A 20670-nucleotide genomic window follows, 5' to 3' on the forward strand; every position below is an offset into this window, starting at 1 on the left:
GGCGCAAAAACCCGTGCGCGCCACCGCGTTGTTCCACCAGGCCGGCCTCGCCGAGCCGGCGCGGGAGAATCACGGCCGGACACGGACGCCTCTCCCTCCCCCCTCTGCGGGGGAGGGTGGCCCGCGAAGCGGGTCGGGAGAGGGGAGCGCCGTGTCCGGAGAAAGCTCTGGCTCGCACGCTCGCTCTGCCTCTTCTGGAGACCGAGTTCCCCTCTCCCGACCCTTGCTGACGCAGGGGCCACCCTCCCCCGCGGAGGGGGGAGGGAGGGCGCCCGTCAAATCTGAGGGCCTATCGTCCAGCCTGCCGCCATCCGCCCCGGACGCGATCCCGGTCGGGCGCCGGCTCAACGCCGACGCGCAGCCGGTGAGCCTGCCGATCCGGCTGCTGCCGCGGCACACGGCGATCATCGCGGGCTCCGGCTCGGGCAAGACCGTGCTGCTGCGCCGGCTCGTGGAGGAGGCGGCGCTGGCCGGCATCCCGGCCATCGTGATCGACCCCAACAACGACCTGTCGCGGCTGGGCGACTCGTGGCCCGAGCGGCCCGCCGCCTTCACCGACGCGGATGCCGCGAAGGCGGCGGCCTATGCCGCGCGGGTCGAGGTCGTGGTCTGGACCCCGGGGGTGAATGCCGGCAACCCGCTGTTCCTGTCGGTCCTGCCGGATTTCTCCGGCATCGGCGCCGACCCGGACGAGCGCCAGCAGGCGGTGGAGATGGCCGCCGAGACCCTCGGCCCGCTGGCCGGCGCGAAGAAGGGGCTGCAGCGGGGCGTGCTGGCCGACGCCCTGCGGGTCTTCGCCGAGCGCGGCGGCGGCAGCCTCGGGGACTTCATCACCCTGCTGGCCGACCTGCCGGATGGCTTGAGCGAGATCGGCGACGCCGCCAAGCACGCGGCCAAGATGGCCGACGAGCTCCGGGCCGCGGTGGCGACCAACCCGCTGCTCAAGGTGAAGGGCGCGGTGCTCGACCCCAAACTGCTGTTTTACGGGGCCGATCCGGCCCGCACCCGGGTCTCGGTGATCAACCTGTCCGGCCTCGGCTCGGAGGCGGCGCGCGAGGATTTCGTGAACCGGCTGCAGATGACCCTGTTCGGCTGGATCAAGCGGCATCCGAGCCCGCGCGGCATGCTCTACGTGGTCGACGAGGCCCAGACCTTCCTCCCGGCCCAGCGGGCGAGCCCGAGCCTCGGCAGCGGCATCAAGCTGGCGGCGCAGGGGCGCAAGTACGGGCTCGGCCTGGTGGTGGCGACGCAGGTGCCCAAGGGCCTGCACAACCAGATCGTCTCGAACTGCACGACCCAGTTCTTCGGCCGCCAGAGCGCCCCGGCGACGATCGCGGCCGCCCAGGAGATCATGGCGGCCAATGGCGGCGCGGCCTCCGATATCGGCCGGCTGGGCGCGGGCGAGTTCTACTTCGCCACGGAGGGCTCGGGCCGGCCGGCCAAGCTCACCACGCCCCTGTGCCTGAGCCACCACCCGGCCAACCCGCCGACCCCCGAGCAGGTGGTCGCCGCGGCCAAGCGCTCGGCGGGGCGCCTCGGGTCGGGGTAGGGGAGGCGACGTTCACGGGATCGCCCGCGCCCGCGGCCGGCGGCCAGGATACGAGACCAGGACACGCCAAAGGGCGGCCCTCGCGGACCGCCCCAGACAGCGCTTCAGTCCGCCGCCGCGGACGGCGCAAGCGGCGTCTCCGGGCTCAGCGCGCCTGCGCGACGGCGGCGAGCGACTTGCCGGCCTCGTCGACCGCACGCGCCGAGGTCTCGGTGATCGCCTTGCTGTCGCGGACCATGTGCTCCAGGCCCTCCCGCATCAGGTCGCCCTGGATCGTGGCGAATTCGTGCATGGACTTGGCCTGCGTCAGCTTGGTCATGCCCTCGAGATTGCGCTGATACTGCTTCTGCCCGAGGTCGAACAGCCTGCGCGATGCATCCTGGAACGCCTGGCCGAGGACGGTCCCGCAGCGGCTGATGGCTTCGATGTTCTGCTTCGACTGGCGCGCCAGATGCTCGCTGTGCTCGTCGGAGAAGCCCAGCGTCTTCGAGAAGCGGTCGGAGGCCTCACGGGCCTGCCGGGCGGCGTTCTCGATGCTCTGCTGCATCACCTGCTTGGTGGTTTCGGTCGCGCTCTCGCGCAACTCGGACATCTTGGTCATGCCGTCGCGGGCGGCATCGGCGAACTGCTTGCCCTGCTTGGCCGTGGCATCGACATTGGCTTTGGCAGCCTCGGCGTTGCGGGCATCCTGGCCGTTCTGCTTGCCGTGATCCATGTTCTGATCGTTCGACATGTTGAGAGTCCTTCCAATATATATCAAGATTTTCACCAGGACCGAAAGGGTGAAGACCCCGATCGGAAGCCGGCGAAAAACCAACTTCGAATATTGCTGCGCCGCACCTAAATCAGCTTCTGGTGTTATATTGTCAAGGACGATTAATATATTTCGATAGAACGACAGGATAATATTATCGCATCCATGCCCGGCACACGATTTTCATCAGGAAATGAAACCTCGACCGGAACTCCTTCGCCTTTCGTCGGAAAGGACGTTCACGAAGATCGCATCGCTGGCCGAGTTGCAATCAGACGATCCGCGCAATCCGCGACGCGCCCTCCACCGAACGGGCGATGGGCGCGTCGCAGCCTGCAGGAGTGCCTGCGCCTCTAATCCCTGCCGTCCGGAACTGCACAGGGAGAGGAAGTGCGGCGCGTCAGGCTTTTATCGAAGGCGATGCGAGAAGGGGCCGGGCCGAGCGGTCGCGCCGGTCCTGCGCGGCGAGGGAGCGGACTCCGCATCGCGAACGCGTCGGATCGGGGATGGACCCGTGAACAGGGGGGCGTCTGGACTTATCGGCCTGATGAACCCAGGCTAAGTCGTTGCCACACAGGCCACTTCCAAGAAGGAAAAAGCCTGGTGGTGCGGGTAGTCAGCCTCGAACCTTTCTCCTTGGACGATTTCCCTGTCGACATGGAAAGTACAGGGAAAGGCTTCGGAAAAACGAGCTACGGACGCATATATGCTCAGGACTTCGCAGCAGGTGCCGCAACTTGGCGGCATTTTCCCTACGTGAGCGCACAGGGAACCGAAACAGCGCGTGCAGGGAAACGTAAATGGCGATCAGGGCGCGGCATCTCCAGGATCTTTGTTGGTTCGGGAATCGCACTTTGCCGGAAGCAGAGTGACGACTCAGCGCCCACCTTGATCGGAGGGGAGGCTGCCGTATGGCTGCGGTCCAATAGGGCTTGAGGGCTGGAATTGTTAGGATGGAGCGTGGCTGTTCCAATAGGGCAAGCTGAATGGAACGGTCACGCTGTTCCAGCGTGACCGTTCCAAGAGCTATCGTTCCGCTAGAGCTTGCTCGTTGGAACGGCCGTGCTGGACCTTGGCGGTCTGAATGAACGTTGTGCCGGTGTGAGATCCCGTCTTGTGCCGATCCGCAGCCCTGACGACACGGCAATAAAAAAGGCCAGCCCGAAGGCTGGCCCTGCGTTCCCCTAAGGGGATGCGACGAGAGTGGTTTACTCGGCTGCAGTCATCTCTGCGGTGAAGTGACCACACCAGTCCTCTGACGACACGACCGGCCACAGGCCCTTCGACTCCGGCGCCGGCTGGCTCACAGGCGGGTTGAACCGGCACAGACCGGCATCGCCCTGCGCAGCAGCGCCATTGCCCTTGTGCTCGTCAAAGAACTTGCAGCTGTCGCAGTGCGCGCTGGTCATATCGGTGCTCCTATCTGACGGTCGATCCGCTCTGTTACGAATTAGAACAGATCCAATCTGAGGGGTCAACGACCGCGGCATCGGCGAGTTCCGGCCTTGTTGATGGCTGCCTGTGGATGACAACCAGGTCGGAATGGCTATGGAGGCTGTCTCACTCGTCGGCGTGCCCGAAGCGTTCGCGACACTGCACGGCGTGCGGAAAGGTGAGTACGCGACGACAGGCAGGCGCAGGCCAGTTCCGTGACGCCTACCCGTGGAGCCTTGGCCGGGCGGTCGTGTGAGGGTCGGTGCGTTGCGGGGGAGCTGGACACCGCGAGCACCGGCCCATGGCCAATGATCTCGCAATCGGACGAACATCCCGCCCGTGTAGTTCGGCGTTTCGGTGCTGGCGCGAACCCGGTAGCGTGGGTCAGGCGTCCATGGGAGGAAGCCCTCCATGGTGCGCCTCAATGAAATCAGAGCCGGCGAAATCGCAGTCGCCGCGCCCGCGGCCGATGATGCTGGATTGGTCTACATTGGCCGTATTCACACACCCTGGACCGATCGTCTCGCTTGCCCGCGGCAAGGTAGGCTCGACGGTCCGTCCTGCCGCATCGAGCTGTTCGAGCCTTGGGTCGCAGCTCTCGACGGATTGGCGACCTTCGCTCGGATCGAGGTGCTGTACTGGCTCGATGGCTCACGGCGCGATCTCGTGCGTCAGAGCCCGGCTAACGATGGCACGACGCGGGGCACTTTCGCGTTGCGCTCGCCAGTGCGACCGAACCCGATCGGCACATCGATCGTCACGCTCGTCGCGATCGAGGGCAACATTCTGACGGTGCGCGGCCTCGACTGCCTCGACGGGACGCCGCTCCTCGATCTCAAGCCTGACCGGACCCTGTTCACGCCGATCGCCCCACCACAGCCGGGCGATTTCGAAACTGAGGGCTGACCAAGCGGTCGCGCGCTCGGCTTCACTGCGGGGATGACGTTAGTCGCTTCTCGGCTATATCCAAGCGGATATAACGATGCTGGGTCATCCGGAGCCGCTGTTGTCCCTCACGCGCTTTTCGCTTTCCACCCGCCTCCTCCGCCGTGCCGCATTCCTCGGTGTCCTCGCCCTAGCGCCCGTGTCCGGTGCACGAGCGGAACCGGTTCGGGTCTACGCTGCCGGCAGTCTCGTGGCTGCGCTCAAGGACGTGATCGCTGCCACCGGCCTGCCTGCCGAAGCCGTGGCCGCCCCGACCTTCGGACCTGCAGGGCTGCTGCGGCAGCGCCTCGAAGGCGGCGAGACGGCGGATCTCTACCTCTCAGCCGACCTCGCTGGGCCGCGTCGTCTTGCGGAGGTCGGCAAGGCTAAAGCTGTCGTTCCGATCGCCCGCAACAAGCTGTGCGTGCTTGCCCGTGCCGATCTCGGCTTGTCCACCGACAATCTCCTCGATCGCCTACTCAAGCCCGATCTGCGACTCGCGACCTCGACGCCCGGCGCTGATCCAGGTGGCGACTACGCTCAAGCCGTGTTCGGCCGGGCCGAAGCCGTTCACCCCGGTGCAAAAGCGACGCTGAACACGAAGGCGCTGAAGCTACTCGGTTCGCCGAACACGATGGTGCCGATGGCCGGGCGCAGCCCCAGCGCGACGGTGTTCCTCGGCAACAACGCCGACGCCCTGCTGTACTATTGCAGCGGCCAGGGCGGCACGATGAAGGAGGCCCCTGGCCTCAGCTTGATCCAGCTGCCGCCGAACTTATCCGTGCCGGCGACCTACGGCATGGCGCTGCTGACCGACAATCCGGACGCGATGCAACTCGCGCTGTTCCTCGTCTCCGAGAAAGGCCAGGCGATCCTCGCCCGCCACGAACTCGGACCGATCAGCGAGCCGTGAAGGGTTTGTTGCGCCAGCGCAGAGCTACTCGGCTTTGAGGAGGTCGAGTTTGATCTGAGGGCCAGGGGCTCGACTGATCTCGATCGTCACCGAGCCGGCATCGAGAGCGAAACGCACGCTCTTGCGCACGTCCGGGCAGCCTGCCTTACCGCTGATGGCCGTGGGCTTGAGGGTCGAGCGACCGTCCTGGCTGACGTCGACCCAAGCATCGTCCGAGAGCGTCACCTGATAAGTGCCCGCAGCCGGCACCGTGGCCGTCACGAAGCCCGCGAACGTGTCGGGCTTGATCGTCCTCTCGGACGGGACAGGTAGCTCGATCTCCGCAGCAGGCTTCAGCGTCAGCTGCGCCGCGCCAGCATCGCTCGGCAGAGCCGAACCGGATGCCAGAGTGGACAGGTTCGGCGAAGCGAAGGCGGTCCGCTCCCGCGCCATCGACCATGCGAAGCTCGCGCAGGCCGGGGCATCCTCAGCCGTGGCCGCATTGACCGAGACGGTGATCAGTCCGGCGACGAGGATGGCGCGGGAGACCGACATCGTCAGTCGACGGCGATCATGACGTCGGACGCCTTGATCACGGCATAAGCCGGACCACCGACCACGAGCTTGAGGCTATCGACGGCTTCGTTGGTGATGGAGGAGGTGACCACCTGCCCGGGGGTGATCTCGATCTTGACGTGCGCCGTGGTGGCGCCCTTGTCGATCGAGACCACCGTGCCCTTGATGATGTTGCGTGCGCTGATCTTCACGACGTTCGCTTTCCTGCGTGGCCGTCTAGAGGCCGACTACCTTTTGCCGCCGTCGATGATGCTGAAGCCCTGGGCCTCGAAGAACGGCTTGGCCGCCGCACTTCGGAGGTAATCCAGAAAGCGCTGCGCGCCCTCGCCTTTTGCATCCACGGTGACCGCGAACGGGTACACCACCGGCGGGTGGCTGTCCGCAGGGAACACGCCCACGACCTTCACGCCGGGATCCGATCGGGCATCGCTCTCGTAGACCACGGCGAGGGGCGCCTCGCCGCGCGAGACCAACGCCAAAGCGGCTCGCACGTTGTCGCTCTGGGCGAGACGGGGCTGGACACCACCCCAGAGGCCGAGCTTCTCGAAGGCGACCTTGGCGTACTTGCCGATCGGCACCGAGTTGACCTCGCCGGTGGCCAGCCGACCGTCCGGGCCAAGCGCCTTCGCGAACGCTTCCGGGGTGAAGGCGACCGTGGTCTCCTTGGTGTCACTCGGTGCGATCAGGACGAGGCGGTTGCCGAGCAGGTTCACCCGGGTCTCCGGCCGGACGAGGTTCTTCTTGGCGAGGTAGTCCATCCATTCGAGGTCGGCCGAAGCGAACAGGTCCGCGGGCGCCCCGCTCTCGATCTGCTGGGCGAGGGCCGAGGATGCGGCGTAGCTCGCCTTGAGCTCGACCCCAGTCTGGGCGGTGAACGCCTTCCCTGCATTGTCCAAGGCATTCTTCAGGCTGGCCGCGGCGAAGACCGTTGCGGTGTCTGCTGCCTGCGCCGCACCGGCGGCGAGGAGCAGGGCGGCAGCGAGGCCGGTGCGGATCAGACTGCGCATACGGTGTGGGTCCTTGAGGGGCTGCGGTGAAGGCACGTCGAGGTGAGGGCTCAGGCCGCCTTCGAAAGCGACGCCATGTCGATGACGAAGCGGTACTTCACGTCGCTCTTGAGCATGCGGGCATAGGCGGTCTCAATCTGGTCGATCGGGATCATCTCGATGTCAGAGGTGATCCCGTGCTCGGCGCAGAAATCGAGCATCTCCTGGGTCTCGGCGATCCCGCCGATCAGGGAGCCGGCGAAGTTGCGCCGCCGCCAGATCACGCTGAACACCTGCATCGGCAGCGGCTTCTCGGGCGCCCCGACCTGGACCAGCGTGGCGTCACGCTTGAGCAGAGCGAGGTAGGCGTTGATGTCGTGCTCGGCCGCGACCGTATCGAGGATGAAGTCGAAGCTCTCGCCCAGCGCGGCCATGGCGTCGGCATCCTTCGAGATCACCACCGCGTCGGCCCCGAGGCGCTTGGCGTCCGCCTCCTTACCCGGCGAGGTCGTGAACAGCGTCACCTGCGCACCCATGGCGTGGGCAAGCTTCAGGCCCATGTGTCCGAGGCCACCGAGCCCGACGATCCCCACCTTCTGACCCAGTCCGACCTTCCAGTGGCGCAGCGGCGAGTAGGTGGTGATGCCGGCACACAGCAGGGGGGCGACACCGGCGAGGTCGAGGTTTTCCGGGATGCGCAGGACGAAGTGGCTGTCGACGACGATGTGACTCGAATAGCCGCCGAAGGTGTGGCCCCCGGTCTGCGGCTCGGGGCCGTTGTAGGTGCCGGTGAAGCCGGGCTCGCAGTACTGCTCCAGCCCATCGCGACAGCTGGAGCATTCGCGGCAGGACGCGACCATGCAGCCGACACCGGCCAGATCGCCCGGCTTGAAGCTCGTGACCTCGGCACCGACCCGGGTGACACGACCGACGATCTCGTGACCGGGCACGCACGGGTAGAGCGTGCCGCCCCACTCGTCGCGCACCGTGTGAAGGTCCGAGTGGCAGACGCCGCAGTAGACGATCTCGATCTCGATATCGGATACGCCGGGATCACGACGCTCGAAGCTGAACGGCGCGAGCGGCGCCTCGGCGCTCTGGGCAGCGTAGCCGGTGCACTGGAACATCGTCTCGACCTCGTTGAAGGAGGACCGCTCAGCCAGGAGCGCATGGAAGAGGGCTCGGTGAGCCTTCCTCTCAGCAATTGGCTATATACGTTTGGATACAGCGGGGGGAAGGGTTCAATCCTGCGCAGCTACGACCGGTGGCGAGGCGCGTTGTGATGATGGGTGGAGTGTTCAAGAAGGTCCGATGGCAAGCCTGAGCATCCGTATCGACGTCGGGCCCGGCAACCGTATCGGTCCCGGCAAGGTGCAACTCCTGGAGATGATCGCCGAACACGGCTCGATATCCGCAGCCGGACGGGCGCTCGGCATGTCCTATCGCCGGGCGTGGATGCTGATCGAGGCCATGAACAGCGGTTTCGGGCAGCCGGTGGTCGAGGCTCAGATCGGTGGCAAGGCGGGGGGCGGCGCGCGCTTGTCGGCCCTCGGAACCGATCTCGTGGCGCACTACCGCGCGATTGAGCGTGCCGCCGATCGCGCTGCAGCCCCATTCCTCGACCGGATCGTCGCCTCTGAACGGAACGCGGACGACGAGCCGCCCACGGCCTCCCCCTAGGCAAGCCGGTTGTTTTTGGACAGAGTGCTATATCTGATCGGATATAGCGCCTGCCGAGACGCCGATGCCGCCACACGCCTACCTCGACGGTCCTGCCCTGCGCGCTCTCACGTCGGCCGGCCACCCACCATTCGTGCCGCCCGCCGTCGACCCGGCTGACAAGCCGCGCGATCGGATCTGGGAGCTTGCCGAGAACCTGCACTGTTCGATCGTCGGCACCTGTCTGACCAACGCCGAGGCTCGCGCGATCCTGGCCAAACTCGGCCGGCCTGACGCGCGGACGATCAGCGAGCACCGGCTGCACGGCGAGATCGTCCAGATCGCCGGCCGCAAGGATGGTGGGGCCCGTCTGCTGCAGAAGACCTTAGATCGGCGGCATGAGCGGGAAATCGAGCGCTTCGATGAGGCTCGCACGGCCGATGCGGTACGAGCCCTGTGGAGGGTTTACCTCGAACGCGGTGAGATCCCTGGCGCCTACTGGGCGGCGATCACCCACCCGGCGACCGATTGGCCTCTGGTCCAGGACATCTTCGGCGAGGTGCACATGCTCTCGCACCTCGTTGGCCAATCGAACCGAGCCGACATCCGCCGTCTGCGCCAGCTCGAAGAGGACCTGGACCGGCGCGAGGAGATCATCGCCGCCCGCGACGAGCGCATCATGACGCTTATGCGCGAGCGCGACGAGCTCGGAAGGCGCACCCGGGCTATCGAAACCGAGCGTCCCATCCCGTCGACAACGTCCATCGAGCCACCGTCCACGCGCGGCCTAGAGGTGCGGCTGGCTCGGGAGACCGCGCATGCGGCCGCGTTAGAGGAGCGGCTCGCGGTACTGTCTGGCGCAGCCGAACGCCTCAGCGCAGATCTCGCCGCGGAGATAGCTCGCCGGTCAGCCGTGGAAGGGGAACTGGCTGCCCTCGAAGCGGCGCTGGATGTACCCAGCACGGATACCCACGATGACCAAGCATCAGGACGGCTCGACGGGCGGATCATCCTCTATGTCGGCGGTCGGCAGCGTCAGGTGGCCAATCTTCGCCGCTTTGTGGAGGCCAGGGGCGGCAGGCTGCTCAACCACGACGGCGGCATCGAGGACAACCTGTGCCTCCTGGCGGGGTTGGTTGGCCAAGCAGATCTAGCGGTATTCCCCGTGAGCTGTGTCAGCCACGAGGCGAGCCTTCATCTGAAACGGTACTGCGAAGCTCAGGCCAAGCCCTTCCACCCGGTGCGGAGCGCCAGCCTGGCGAGCTTTATGCATGTCGTCATGCCGCTGGCGAATTCGCCATAGCCGATCAAGCAGATCGCTCGAAGGCCATAGGCAAGCCGGAGGAAGCTGCCAGGGCCATTTCCTCGTTGCACAGGGTACATAGGGCTGCTCCCCAACATGCCCGATATGATAGGACCACGTGACAGATTGGCTTGACGATCCTGACGACGACGGTCTCTCATCTACCAACAGTGAAAGCTGGATGCGATTGTACATCACAGCGGCACTGATTGGCATGGGGACGCTCGGCGTGATTGGCGCGATGCTGCATATTTTTCCCGCGTAAAGCCCATAATCTGCTTTCGACCCTTTACAGACCCTCGGAAGGTCCGCTTCGCGGCAACTTCGTGGACAATAACTTACGATTGGGTCGTGGGAATATCTGGCCATCTGCTCATAGACGTAAGATTGGAATGAGCCGAGGTCAGATTGTGCGCAAGGTCTGGCGAGCCGTGATGATATGGCCGCCCGGCCGATGATCACCGGTTTCAGGTCAGCTTGAACATGATAGTAGGACTGAGCCGCCGTCCGAGATGATCAGTCCGTCGGGATGAAGCACAGCGTGCCGGCCTGACGCGCTGAGGTCCCGGTATCGTTCGGGTGATTGACGCCATCCGTGACAGGCACTTCCGAGAAGTCGAACGGGCTCACCCCATCCAGGCAAGCCACGTTCACGGCATATAGAGCGGTGTTGGATCGTCGTTGGTGATGCGTGTAGATTCCGCAGCGGCAACAGAAGAAGTGCTGGGCCGCCCCGGTATGAAACCGGTAGCTCGTGAGTGCCTTTGCACCCTGCAGGATCTCGATCCCACCCGCCTCCGCCATGGCGACCACGGCGCCGCGCATCCGGCAGTACGAGCAATTGCACCGACGGATCGACTTGAAGCCGTCGCTGAGCGTCACCTCGAAATGCACTGCTCCGCAATGGCACCGGCCAGTCCGAACATTTGCATCATCCACCATGTCGCCCGCTCCTCCTATTCTAGTTGGCCCCCGGCCGCTCCCTCAAAACCGTGCAGTTGCCGTGAGCAATTCGACTAGGCAGCCAGGCACGCTGCCCCTGCGGCGATTGCGGCGCAGGATGCGAACCGTCGCGCGGTCAGCGTCTCCTTGAGGAACACGCGCCCGATGATGGCTGCGTAGACCACGCTGGTCTCACGCAGCGCGGACACCACGCCCATCGCGTCGTACTGCATGGCCCAGATGACGATGCCGTAGGCGAGGAGCGAGACGAGACCGCCCGTCAGCGCCATCCCGGTCTGCGCCCTGGTGTAGGCCGGTGGTCTTCCCCGCATCAGGAAGTAGATCGGCGGCATCGTGATGCTCCACAGCAGGAACATGCTGTTCGTATAGGCCACGCTGCTTCCGGCCAGCCGGACGCCGATCCCATCCACGACGGTGTACGCCCCGATCAGAACCCCCGTGGTCAGGGCAGCGGGAAGGAAGTCGGCTCGGAGCCCCTTGCCCTGGAAGGCGAGCGAGACGATCCCCGCGGACACCAGAGCGATGCCGACGGCGGAGACGATGTCGATGGCCTCGTGTGCGAAGATCAGCGCGCCGAGAGCGACCAGCATGGGTGAAGATCCGCGTGAGATCGGGTACGTCTGTCCGAGGTCACCGACGCGGTAGGTTCGGACGAGGGACAGATTGTAGCCGGTGTGGATGATGGCCGAGGTGATCACGTAGGGCCAACTCGCTGCGTTGGGCCATGGCACGAACACCGCCGCGACTGCGGTCACGCAGGCGACTGCGATCATCATCAGCGTCATGGACCACAGCCGGTCGCCACCGCCGCGCAGCACAGCGTTCCATCCGGCATGCAGGATCGCGGCGCACATCACGCAGGCGAGGACGAACGGGCTCATGGAAGTGGCTCGGGATTGGTGGCGCGGCGCCGGAGAGCTTCGATCAGCGAGGCAGAGGTTGCTGAGCGGCCGCTCTCTTAGCGAGGTGCGGTGATAGGGCGAACATGATCGGGACGACGGCTAGTGCGGTCACGGCCCCAGCGACTGCCGCCCAGTTCGGCCCGACGGCGTCCCCGAGTTGGCCGTAGAGCAGAGGGATCGAGAGCGCGCTGCCGCCCAGGGTGCAGGTGTAGAATACGGCAAACGCCCGCTCGACCCGCCCGCCCGGGGCCAGTTCCGGCACCGTGCCGTACAGGACCGACGAGGTGCCGTTCAGCATCACGCCGAGCAGCGGCAGCAGGATCAGCGCGGGGGCGAGCGGCAGGGCGATCACGGCCAGGATCGCCGCCGCGGTCCCGACCTCGGTCAGCAGCACGGTCCGGGTCACGCCGAGGCGCTCCCCGAGCCGGCCGCAGACGGCCTTGCCGAGCGCGCCGCCGATGAACACCAGCGAGAGCGCCAGCCCCACGGTGGTCAGCGACGCGCCCTTCTCCTGCAGCAGGAACGGCAGGTAGAGCAGGAAGGCCGGGCGGGCGGCGTTGTCGAGGGTGCCGATGGCGACGAGCAACCAGAAGCCGGCCCGCCCGCCCCCCGCGTGATGTGGCTGGGCTGTCGACGTGGCTTTGCCCTGCGGCTCTCCTTGTGAGGTGGGATCTCGCGGAAGCAGTAGGCTCACACCAAGAGCGACCACGACGCCCATTCCGGCGACGACCCACAGAGTCATGCGCCAGCTCAAAAGCGTCAGCAGCAGGCCGACGAGGGGCGGCAGCGACGCCTTCCCCAGATCGCCTGTGAAGTTATAGGTGCCGAGTGGGCCCCGTGCGCTCCGTCCGTAGGCCCGGGAGATCACCGCTGATGCTAGTGGATGCTGTGTGCTGCTGCCCGCTCCGCCCAGCGCTAGACCGACACACAGACCGAGCAAGCCGCCCGACGCCCCCGCAACTGTGTAGCCGACCGCGCTGAGCAAGGTGCCGAGCACCAGCACGAGGCGAGCACCGAGGATCTGCCCGAGATGGCTCGCCGGGATCTGCAGCGCGGCCATCGTCCCGCTGTAGAGGGTGCGCAGCAGTCCAAGGGCGACATAGCCAAGTCCGAACTCCTCCTGCAGGACCGGTAGGAGCACGTAGATCAGGTCCGTATAACCGTCGTGCAGGGCGTGGTTGATGCCGGTCGCTACCAGGGTCCGTGACGCGTCCTGGGACGGGGCAACAGCCTGAGACGAGGTAAGCTGTGGTGCAATCGTCATCCCGCTTCCTACACCGCTCTCGTCGTACGATGCCGCCCTTTGCCGAAGCCGGCAAACGACTAATGCTGACGCTCGCGTGAGGAAATCTGACCTGATGGGTTGGCTGGCCCTAGGTTCACATCAGCTGCGGCTTAGCGACGAACGAGCGCCTTAAACCGTTGTGATATGCAGTCGGGAACGATCGCGGTCGTAGGACCGTCATCCCCTAATATCGGGACCTCACATGCTGGCTTGGTTTCGCGCGCTCATGCCGAAGGAGGACCGGTTCTTCGACCTGTTCGAGCGCCATGCTGCTACGCTCGTGGACGGCGCGGCTGCGCTCCGGGCGCTGCTCGACGGCACTCAGGAGGTGCCAATAGCCTGCCAGGCGATCGCCGACCACGAGGACGAGGCCGACACGATCACCCGCGAGGCGCTGCTCGCCGTGCGCCGAACGTTCATAACCCCGTTCGACCGGGGCGACATCCAAGCCCTGGTCGGGTCGTTGGACGACGCCATCGACCAGATGCTCAAGACCGCCAAGACCGTACAACTGTTCGAGGTCACCGCCTTCGAGCCGTCGATGCGCGAGATGGGCGCGGTGATCCAAGAGGCGGCGGCCGCCACCGCCGAGGCGCTGCCGAAGCTGCGGGCCCTGGGCGAGAACGCCACGATCCTCAATACCCTGACCGAGCGGGTCATCCAGCTCGAAGGCCGAGCGGACGATCTGCACAATGCCGGATTGAAGGCGCTGTTCAAGGCGTCCCGGCAGGACCCCATGGCCTTCGTAGTTGGGTCCGAGCTTTACGATCACCTGGAGAAGGTCATGGACCGGTTCGAGGATGTCGCGAACCAGATCAGCAGCATCGTGGTCGAGCATGTCTGAGCCGATCACGTGACCCTCCTGATCGTCCTCATCGGCGTCGCCCTGGTCTTTGACTTCCTGAACGGCCTGCATGACGCGGCCAATTCGATCGCCACCATCGTGTCGACCCGGGTGCTCGCACCCCGCTACGCCGTCATCTGGGCGGCGTTCTTCAACTTCGTGGCGTTCCTGATCTTCGGCTTGCACGTCGCCGGCACGGTCGGGTCCGGCATCATCGACGTCACCACGGTAACCGACCGGGTGATCCTGGGTGCGCTCGGCGGCGCGATCAGCTGGAACCTGATCACTTGGTACGCCGGCATTCCGTCGTCGAGTTCGCACGCGCTGATCGGCGGCCTGCTCGGGGCCGGCATCGCCAAGGCCGGATTGGGCGCGATCGTCTGGCCGGGCGTGATCGCTACAAGCGCCGCCATTGTGCTCTCGCCCGCCCTCGGCTTCGGTCTCGGGTTGCTGCTGATGCTGGCCGTGTCGTGGATCTTCGTGCGCTCGACACCCCACGCCGTGGACCGGTTGTTCCGCGGGATGCAGTTCGTCTCGGCCTCGCTCTACTCGCTCGGCCACGGCGGCAACGACGCGCAGAAGACCATGGGCATCATCGCGGTGCTGCTCTACGCCCACGGGGAGGGCGACGGCGCGTTCCACGTCCCGCTCTGGGTGGTCTTGTCCTGCCAGACTGCCATGGCGCTGGGCACGCTGCTCGGGGGCTGGCGCATCGTCCACACGATGGGCTCGAAGATCACCCGGCTATCGCCCATGCAAGGCTTCTGCGCCGAGACTGGCGGGGCCTTGACCTTGTTCGCCGCCACCGCCTTCGGGATCCCGGTCTCGACCACCCACACGATCACCGGGGCGATCATCGGTGTCGGCGCGGCGCGGCGGGTCTCGGCCGTGCGCTGGAACATCGCCCAGGGGATCGTGGTCGCCTGGGTGATCACCATGCCGGCCGCGGCGCTGGTGGCGGCGCTGCTCTACGGCATCTCGGGCTTCGTGCTTCCATGAAGCATCACTTCGCGCCGTCTAGGCTGAGCACGTCAGTCGGGAGCAAAGGCGGGGCGCTCTAGATCAGACATATCTCACCCAATTTTAGATCGAGGCGTCGTGCGAGGTCACGCCCTAGGGAGCCCACCACCTCCACGCGCACGTCATCCGCCGCCAACGCGTACACCTGCGCCATCGCCACCGCAGCCGAAGGGGCCAGGATGGCGTAGACGCGGACGCCTTCGCGCCTCTGATGCACGGCGATCAGATAGGCCGTATGCTTAACCCGCTTCGTCACCGGCCTACCTCGATCCCAAGCCGGTCGGCGTCAGCCGCCGCGTCAATCCTTGTCGGGCTTTTCCTTGGTCAGGGCGCCCGTCTTGGGATCGACATGGAACTCCATCTTCACGCCGTTCTTCACGCCCTCGCCCTCCCAGTGCCCGTCGTCAGCCTCGAACTCGGTGATGCTGGTGTAGCCCGCGTCCATGAGCTTCTGCTTGACCTGATCGGCTGGGATCCAGTCCGGTCCTGGCTTATCCGTCTTCGCCAGCGCCGGGCTGGCAAAACCGAATGCCGTCGCGAGGATGAGAGTAGAGAGAGCCATCGATTTCATTAGCCACCTCCGTTTCTGGATGTGTCCGATAACGGGCGGCATGTGGGTCAGTTGCGCGGCGATCGTCGTGCATGCTCAAATCGCGGCTGACCGGCGCCGAACGAGAGCGCCACGCGGCGCTCGTGATCTAACGTTCGCTCAGCGTCGGTCAGAGGTGGAACGTCCGCTTTGTGACGAAAGGTCAAGGTCTGATTGCCACCCCTTGCCGACCCTCAGAAGGTCCGCTTCTAGGCTGCTCGGTGAGGCAGTGAACTCCATCGCTTACAGGCGAGGACGTGCCGAGCATCGACTTCACGTCCGTTCGGACGCCCCTCGGGAAGATGCCGAATTGTATTGCACCTTGCAGTGCGCAATCCTAAGCGGTGACGATGCTGGTCGATAGGCGCGCGACGTGAAAAAGCCACTCGCCATCCGGATCGACGCCGAGCTGTTGGCGGCGACCCGGGACTTCGCGCGCCGCGACAACAGGACCCTCACCAATTTCATCGAGACCGCTCTTCGGCGCCGTATCGAGGAGATGATGGGACCTGCACCCGATCCGAACGCGGCGAAGAAGAAGGGACACGAGGCGTGACGTCTGAGCCATCCATTCCGAAGTCCCTGGCAAAGGCTCCGACCGGCATCTCCGGCTTCGACGATGTGACGTTCGGCGGCTTGCCGGTCGGCCGTCCCAGCCTGATCTGCGGCTCGGCCGGATGCGGTAAGACGCTGTTCGCGGCGACCTTCCTCGTCAACGGTGCGATCCAGTACGGCGAGCCCGGCGTGTTCATGAGCTTCGAGGAGCGTGCCGAGGATCTCGCAGCCAACGTCGCCTCCCTCGGCTACGACCTCGATGGGCTGGTCGCCGATGGCAAGCTCGCCATCGATCACGTCCGGGTCGAGCGCAGTGAGATCGAGGAGACCGGTGAGTACGACCTCGAAGGGCTCTTCATAAGGCTCGGTTACGCAGTCGACACCATCGGCGCCAAGCGCGTCGTGCTCGATACCATCGAGACCCTTTTCTCAGGCCTGACCGACGCGTCCATCCTGCGCGCCGAGCTTAGGCGCCTGTTCGGCTGGCTCAAGGACCGGGGCCTGACCACGGTCATCACCGGGGAGCGCGGCGACGGCGCCCTGACCCGCCAGGGGCTAGAGGAATACGTCTCCGATTGCGTGATCCTGCTCGACAACCGGGTCGAGGATCAGGTGACGACCCGGCGCTTGCGCGTCGTCAAATACCGTGGCTCCGCCCACGGGACGAACGAGTACCCCTTCCTGATCGACGAGGACGGCATCAGCGTCCTGCCGGTCACGTCGGCGGACCTCGATTACGACGTCTCGAACGATGTCGTCGCGACTGGTATCGAGGGGCTCGACGCGATGCTCGGCTCCGGTGGGTTCTTTCGCGGATCCAGCGTCCTCATCTCGGGCGTCGCCGGCACGGGCAAGACCACCGTCAGCTCCTACATCGTCGATGCCACCTGTGCACGCGGAGAGCGGGTGATGTCGTTCGTATTCGAGGAAAGCGGCGCCCAGATCTGCCGCAACGCGTCCTCAGTCGGCCTGGACCTCAAGCACCACGTCGAAAGCGGGCTGCTCCGGTTCGAGGCCGCGCGCCCGACGCTGTACGGGCTTGAGACCCACCTCGCGCGCATGCACCGCGACATCGAGCAATTCCGGCCGAGCCTCGTGGTCATCGACCCGATCTCGGCCCTGCACGGTCCTGCGACCGAACTTCAGTCGACGATCTTGCGCATGGTCGACATGCTCAAGGGCCGGGGCATCACGGCGGTGTTCACCAGCCTGCGCACCGACGGCGGCTTCGACGAGCGCGGCGACCTCGGCCTGTCATCGTTGATGGATGCTTGGATCAAGTTGCTTGGCGTCGAAGCCAACGGTGAACGCACACGTACGCTCTACGTGATCAAGGCCCGGGGCATGAGCCACTCGAACCAGGTTCGTGAGTTCCAGATGTCGGCGGCCGGGGTCAAGCTCGTCGAGGCCTATGTCGGACCGGCCGGTGTGCTCACCGGGACAGCCCGCGTGGTCCAGGAAGCCCAAGAGCAGGCCGAGTTCCTGCGCCGCGGGCAGGAGAGCGAGCGCCGCAAGCGCGATGTGATCCGGCGGCGTCAGGCCATCGAGCTTCAGATCGCCGAGTTGCGTGCCAGCCTTGAGGTGGCGGAGGAGGAAGAGGCCATCCTGTTGAGCGAGGACGAGATCCGAGAGACGCTTCTGGCGACGGAACGCAGGGCGATCACGCAACGGCGGAGCGCCGCGGAATGAGCCAGGATCCGAGCAGCCCCTCGGTGGATCCGAGCACCGGCGACGAGATCGACGGCGGACCGTATCACATGCGCCTCTACGTCGCCGGCCAGACCGCGAAGTCGATGGCAGCTTTGGCCAACCTCAAGCGCATTTGCGAAGAGCATCTGGCCGGTCGCTACGACATCGAGGTAATCGACCTGATGAAGAACCCGCAACTGGCCGCGGGCGACCAGATCCTCGCCATCCCGACCCTCGTTCGCCGCATCCCGGAGCCGCTGAAGCGGATCATCGGCGATCTTTCGAACACCGAGAAGGTGCTGGTCGGGCTCGACATCCGGCCGAAGGCGAAGGCGGTTTGAACGCCGACGATCATCCGGATCCGAACGTCGACGGCCCACGCTACGTGCTGCGCCTGTTCGTCGTCGGCATGACCCCACGGTCACGCCGCGCCATCGAGAACCTTCGACGGATTTGCGATGGACCCTTGGCGGGATGCGTCGACCTGGAGACGGTCGACATCCATCAGCAACCTCATCTCGCAGAGCTTTACCAGGTCGTGGCGGCGCCGACGCTCCTTCGTCTGGAGCCACTTCCCCACCGCCGCCTTATCGGCGACCTGTCCGACGAGGCCAGGGTGCTGCGGGGGCTCGGCCTCGCTCCCGTATCCGGGCGCGTCAACGATGACCGCTGATACTCCGCTCGACGACCTCGACCCGACCCCTGAACAGTACCGTCTCCGCCTTCGCGAACTCGAAGCGCGCCTAGAGGAGGCAGAGGAGACCGTCTCGGCGATCCGCCGTGGCGACTTCGACGCGGTGGTCGTCGAAGGTCCGGCGGGGGAACGGCTTCTCTACACCCTGGAGAATGCGGATCGCCCCTATCGGGTCCTGATCGAGCAGATCCAGGAGGGTGCGTTCACCCTCTGCGCCGATGGTACGGTCCTCTACTGCAACCAGCGACTGGCTGAGATGCTCGGAACCCCGCAGGAACGGGTCATCGGGTTCCCCTTGCAATCGTTTCTCTTCGCGGGCGACGTCCCCCTCTTCATGCGATTGCTCGGAGAGGCATCCAAAGGCGTCGCCCGCGGCGAGCTTCTCCTGGCGCGCGACGGTGCCATCGGCCTACCGGTCAACCTATCCCTGAGCCAGCTTCACCGCGAGGAGACCATCCCCCTCCTGTGCGGCGTGCTGACCGATCTCAGCGAACAACGCCTGCACCTTCGCGAACTCGCGGATGCCAACGACCGCCTCAGGACCGAGGCCGCCGAACGCGAACGTATCGAGGACGCTCTCCGGCAGGCCCAGAAAATGGAGGCGGTCGGCCAATTGACCGGCGGCCTCGCCCACGACTTCAACAACCTGCTCGCTGGTATCTCCGGCTCGCTGGAGCTGATGCAGACCCGGATGCAGCAGGGTCGGTTCAACGACGTCGAGCGCTACATGGCGGCCGCCCAAGGAGCCTCGAAGCGCGCCGCCGCCCTGACCCACCGCCTGCTTGCCTTCTCGCGTCGTCAGACCCTCGATCCGAGGCCGACGGACGTGAACCGCCTCGTTTCCGGAATGCAGGAGTTGATCCAGCGTACGGTCGGCCCGGCGATCCCGATCGAGGTTGTCGGGGCCTCGGGGATCTGGCCGGCCCTGGTCGATCCGTCCCAGCTTGAGAACGCCCTCCTGAACCTGTGCATCAACGCCCGCGACGCGATGCCGGACGGGGGCCGCATCACCGTCGAGACCGCGAACAAGTGGCTGGACGAACGGGCCGCCCGCCTGCAGGACATGCCCGAGGGGCAATACCTCGCGTTGAGTGTCACCGACACCGGCACCGGCATGCCGCCGGAAGTGGTCGCGCGGGTGTTCGAGCCGTTTTTCACCACCAAGCCGCTCGGCGAGGGGACCGGCCTCGGTTTGTCGATGATCTATGGCTTCGCCCAACAGTCGGGCGGGCAGGTGCGGATTTACTCCGAAGTGGGGAAGGGTACGACCGTCTCGATCTACCTCCCGCGGCACTACGGAGAAGTCGACAAGGAATTCGGTTTGGCTAAAACGGCGACGCTCCCCCGATCCGAGCAGGGCGAGACGGTGCTGATCGTAGACGACGAGCCGACCGTGCGCATGTTGGTCACTGACATCCTGGAGGACCTCGGCTACACCGCCATCGAGGCCGGCGACAGCGTCGCGGGTCTCAAGCTGCTGCAATCGGATGTGCGCATCGATCTCCTCGTGTCCGACGTTGGGCTACCCGGCGGCATGAACGGGCGCCAGATGGCCGACGCCGCGCGCGTGTCGCGGCCCGACTTGAGCGTGCTATTCATCACGGGTTACGCGGAGAACTCCGTCGTGGGAAACGGACACCTTGCGCCTGGGATGGCGGTCCTGACCAAGCCGTTCGCGATCGACACGATGGCCGCTCGCATCCGTTCGATGATCGAGGCGTCGCGCGTCGCGGTGCCAAAGCGTTCCGACGTGGGCTGATAGCCGAAGCCATCCGGCAGACGAAAGAAAAAGCTCGCCTCGTAACGTCCGGTTTCGAGGACCTGGGATGTCGGCTTCTACAACGTTACCGGGTCGTAGGTGGAACATCCGCTTCAGGGCGAAGGGTCAGGGTCCGCTACCCACCCATTGCAGAAGGTCGGAAGGTCCGCTCCCCAGCGCTTGATGAAACAAGGTTATACGGGTGGGGCAGATGGAAAGTGGTCGAGCCGCAATCGGCACCGAAAACAGAAAACATGTCGAGATCGGTGAGGGCGAACAATTGAACGCCGCCG

General features: G+C 65.5%; 23 protein-coding genes. 12 read left to right on the forward strand and 11 right to left on the reverse strand.

What is annotated here, in order from left to right; genetic code table 11:
- Positions 1-151: 151 nt before the first annotated feature.
- Positions 152-1549 (forward strand): ATP-binding protein, encoded by a 1398-nt coding sequence (locus tag MKL11_RS07715; protein ID WP_313900739.1) that lies wholly within the window; start codon positions 152-154, stop codon positions 1547-1549.
- Between the two features lie 145 nt (positions 1550-1694).
- On the opposite strand, the gene MKL11_RS07720 is transcribed toward MKL11_RS07715, so the two are convergent.
- Together MKL11_RS07720 and MKL11_RS07725 are read right to left on the reverse strand one after the other, a co-directional pair.
- Positions 1695-2282, reverse strand: coding sequence for a phasin family protein (locus tag MKL11_RS07720; protein ID WP_243941888.1), 588 nt, complete (start codon positions 2280-2282; stop codon positions 1695-1697).
- Between the two features lie 1229 nt (positions 2283-3511).
- Complete coding sequence (locus tag MKL11_RS07725; protein WP_092046589.1) at positions 3512-3712, reverse strand: hypothetical protein; 201 nt, start codon at positions 3710-3712, stop codon at positions 3512-3514.
- A 436-nt stretch (positions 3713-4148) separates the two neighbouring features.
- Here MKL11_RS07725 and tsaA point away from each other — a divergent pair, with 436 nt between their 5' ends.
- Both tsaA and MKL11_RS07735 read left to right on the forward strand, forming a co-directional pair.
- Positions 4149-4643, forward strand: a complete 495-nt coding sequence (tsaA, locus tag MKL11_RS07730) for a tRNA (N6-threonylcarbamoyladenosine(37)-N6)-methyltransferase TrmO (RefSeq protein ID WP_243941890.1) — start codon at positions 4149-4151, stop codon at positions 4641-4643.
- Between the two features lie 76 nt (positions 4644-4719).
- Complete coding sequence (locus tag MKL11_RS07735) at positions 4720-5574, forward strand: substrate-binding domain-containing protein (protein WP_243941892.1); 855 nt, start codon at positions 4720-4722, stop codon at positions 5572-5574.
- A 24-nt stretch (positions 5575-5598) separates the two neighbouring features.
- On the opposite strand, the gene MKL11_RS07740 is transcribed toward MKL11_RS07735, so the two are convergent.
- From MKL11_RS07740 to MKL11_RS07755, 4 genes are read right to left on the reverse strand one after another with little or no spacing between them, the layout of a single operon-like run.
- Complete coding sequence (locus MKL11_RS07740) at positions 5599-6108, reverse strand: hypothetical protein (protein WP_243941894.1); 510 nt, start codon at positions 6106-6108, stop codon at positions 5599-5601.
- 2 nt (positions 6109-6110) lie between these two features.
- Positions 6111-6320, reverse strand: a complete 210-nt coding sequence (locus MKL11_RS07745; protein WP_243941896.1) for a molybdopterin-binding protein — start codon at positions 6318-6320, stop codon at positions 6111-6113.
- A gap of 36 nt (positions 6321-6356) precedes the next feature.
- Positions 6357-7136, reverse strand: a complete 780-nt coding sequence (modA, locus tag MKL11_RS07750; RefSeq protein ID WP_243941897.1) for a molybdate ABC transporter substrate-binding protein — start codon at positions 7134-7136, stop codon at positions 6357-6359.
- Between the two features lie 50 nt (positions 7137-7186).
- On the reverse strand, positions 7187-8242 hold the full coding sequence (locus MKL11_RS07755; protein ID WP_243941899.1) for an NAD(P)-dependent alcohol dehydrogenase: 1056 nt from the start codon (positions 8240-8242) through the stop codon (positions 7187-7189).
- Positions 8243-8426: 184 nt separating this feature from the next.
- Here MKL11_RS07755 and MKL11_RS07760 point away from each other — a divergent pair, with 184 nt between their 5' ends.
- Both MKL11_RS07760 and MKL11_RS07765 read left to right on the forward strand, forming a co-directional pair.
- Positions 8427-8795 carry a winged helix-turn-helix domain-containing protein gene (locus MKL11_RS07760; protein WP_243941901.1) on the forward strand — a complete coding sequence of 123 codons (369 nt, stop codon included), beginning with the start codon at positions 8427-8429 and terminating at the stop codon, positions 8793-8795.
- Positions 8796-8859: 64 nt separating this feature from the next.
- Positions 8860-10077: a DUF2325 domain-containing protein gene (locus tag MKL11_RS07765; protein ID WP_243941903.1), complete on the forward strand. Its 1218-nt coding sequence runs from the start codon at positions 8860-8862 to the stop codon at positions 10075-10077.
- Positions 10078-10593: 516 nt separating this feature from the next.
- Here MKL11_RS07765 and MKL11_RS07770 read toward each other — a convergent pair.
- The 3 genes from MKL11_RS07770 to MKL11_RS07780 form a co-directional block, all read right to left on the reverse strand.
- Positions 10594-11019, reverse strand: a complete 426-nt coding sequence (locus MKL11_RS07770; RefSeq protein ID WP_243941905.1) for a GFA family protein — start codon at positions 11017-11019, stop codon at positions 10594-10596.
- A gap of 74 nt (positions 11020-11093) precedes the next feature.
- Positions 11094-11921, reverse strand: a complete 828-nt coding sequence (locus MKL11_RS07775; protein ID WP_243941907.1) for an EamA family transporter — start codon at positions 11919-11921, stop codon at positions 11094-11096.
- 43 nt (positions 11922-11964) lie between these two features.
- The gene (locus tag MKL11_RS07780; protein WP_243941909.1) at positions 11965-13206 is read right to left on the reverse strand and encodes an MFS transporter; all 1242 of its coding nucleotides are present in this window, start codon (positions 13204-13206) and stop codon (positions 11965-11967) included.
- Between the two features lie 223 nt (positions 13207-13429).
- Here MKL11_RS07780 and MKL11_RS07785 point away from each other — a divergent pair, with 223 nt between their 5' ends.
- Both MKL11_RS07785 and MKL11_RS07790 read left to right on the forward strand, forming a co-directional pair.
- On the forward strand, positions 13430-14071 hold the full coding sequence (locus MKL11_RS07785; protein WP_243941911.1) for a DUF47 domain-containing protein: 642 nt from the start codon (positions 13430-13432) through the stop codon (positions 14069-14071).
- Between the two features lie 9 nt (positions 14072-14080).
- Complete coding sequence (locus MKL11_RS07790) at positions 14081-15070, forward strand: inorganic phosphate transporter (protein WP_243941913.1); 990 nt, start codon at positions 14081-14083, stop codon at positions 15068-15070.
- A gap of 58 nt (positions 15071-15128) precedes the next feature.
- On the opposite strand, the gene MKL11_RS07795 is transcribed toward MKL11_RS07790, so the two are convergent.
- Both MKL11_RS07795 and MKL11_RS07800 read right to left on the reverse strand, forming a co-directional pair.
- Positions 15129-15347, reverse strand: a complete 219-nt coding sequence (locus MKL11_RS07795; RefSeq protein WP_243941915.1) for a hypothetical protein — start codon at positions 15345-15347, stop codon at positions 15129-15131.
- 42 nt (positions 15348-15389) lie between these two features.
- Entirely contained in the window at positions 15390-15653 is a 264-nt protein-coding gene (locus MKL11_RS07800; RefSeq protein ID WP_409565826.1) for a PepSY domain-containing protein, read from the reverse strand.
- Between the two features lie 400 nt (positions 15654-16053).
- Between MKL11_RS07800 and MKL11_RS07805 the strand changes: the two genes are divergently transcribed.
- The 5 genes from MKL11_RS07805 to MKL11_RS07825 are packed head-to-tail and all read left to right on the forward strand — an operon-like array spanning position 16054 to position 20377.
- Positions 16054-16236 carry a YlcI/YnfO family protein gene (locus tag MKL11_RS07805; protein WP_243941918.1) on the forward strand — a complete coding sequence of 61 codons (183 nt, stop codon included), beginning with the start codon at positions 16054-16056 and terminating at the stop codon, positions 16234-16236.
- Positions 16233-17924: a circadian clock protein KaiC gene (gene kaiC, locus MKL11_RS07810; RefSeq protein WP_243941919.1), complete on the forward strand. Its 1692-nt coding sequence runs from the start codon at positions 16233-16235 to the stop codon at positions 17922-17924. The genes MKL11_RS07805 and kaiC overlap by 4 nt, the downstream gene beginning before the upstream one ends.
- Positions 17921-18265, forward strand: a complete 345-nt coding sequence (locus MKL11_RS07815) for a circadian clock KaiB family protein (RefSeq protein ID WP_409565827.1) — start codon at positions 17921-17923, stop codon at positions 18263-18265. The genes kaiC and MKL11_RS07815 overlap by 4 nt, the downstream gene beginning before the upstream one ends.
- Positions 18262-18597, forward strand: a complete 336-nt coding sequence (locus MKL11_RS07820) for a circadian clock KaiB family protein (protein ID WP_279600347.1) — start codon at positions 18262-18264, stop codon at positions 18595-18597. Before MKL11_RS07815 ends, MKL11_RS07820 begins: the two co-directional genes overlap by 4 nt.
- Complete coding sequence (locus MKL11_RS07825; RefSeq protein ID WP_243941922.1) at positions 18587-20377, forward strand: PAS domain-containing hybrid sensor histidine kinase/response regulator; 1791 nt, start codon at positions 18587-18589, stop codon at positions 20375-20377. The genes MKL11_RS07820 and MKL11_RS07825 overlap by 11 nt, the downstream gene beginning before the upstream one ends.
- Positions 20378-20670: the final 293 nt, after the last annotated feature.

This window comes from Methylobacterium sp. J-077 (genome assembly GCF_022829365.1).
Taxonomy (GTDB): domain Bacteria; phylum Pseudomonadota; class Alphaproteobacteria; order Rhizobiales; family Beijerinckiaceae; genus Methylobacterium.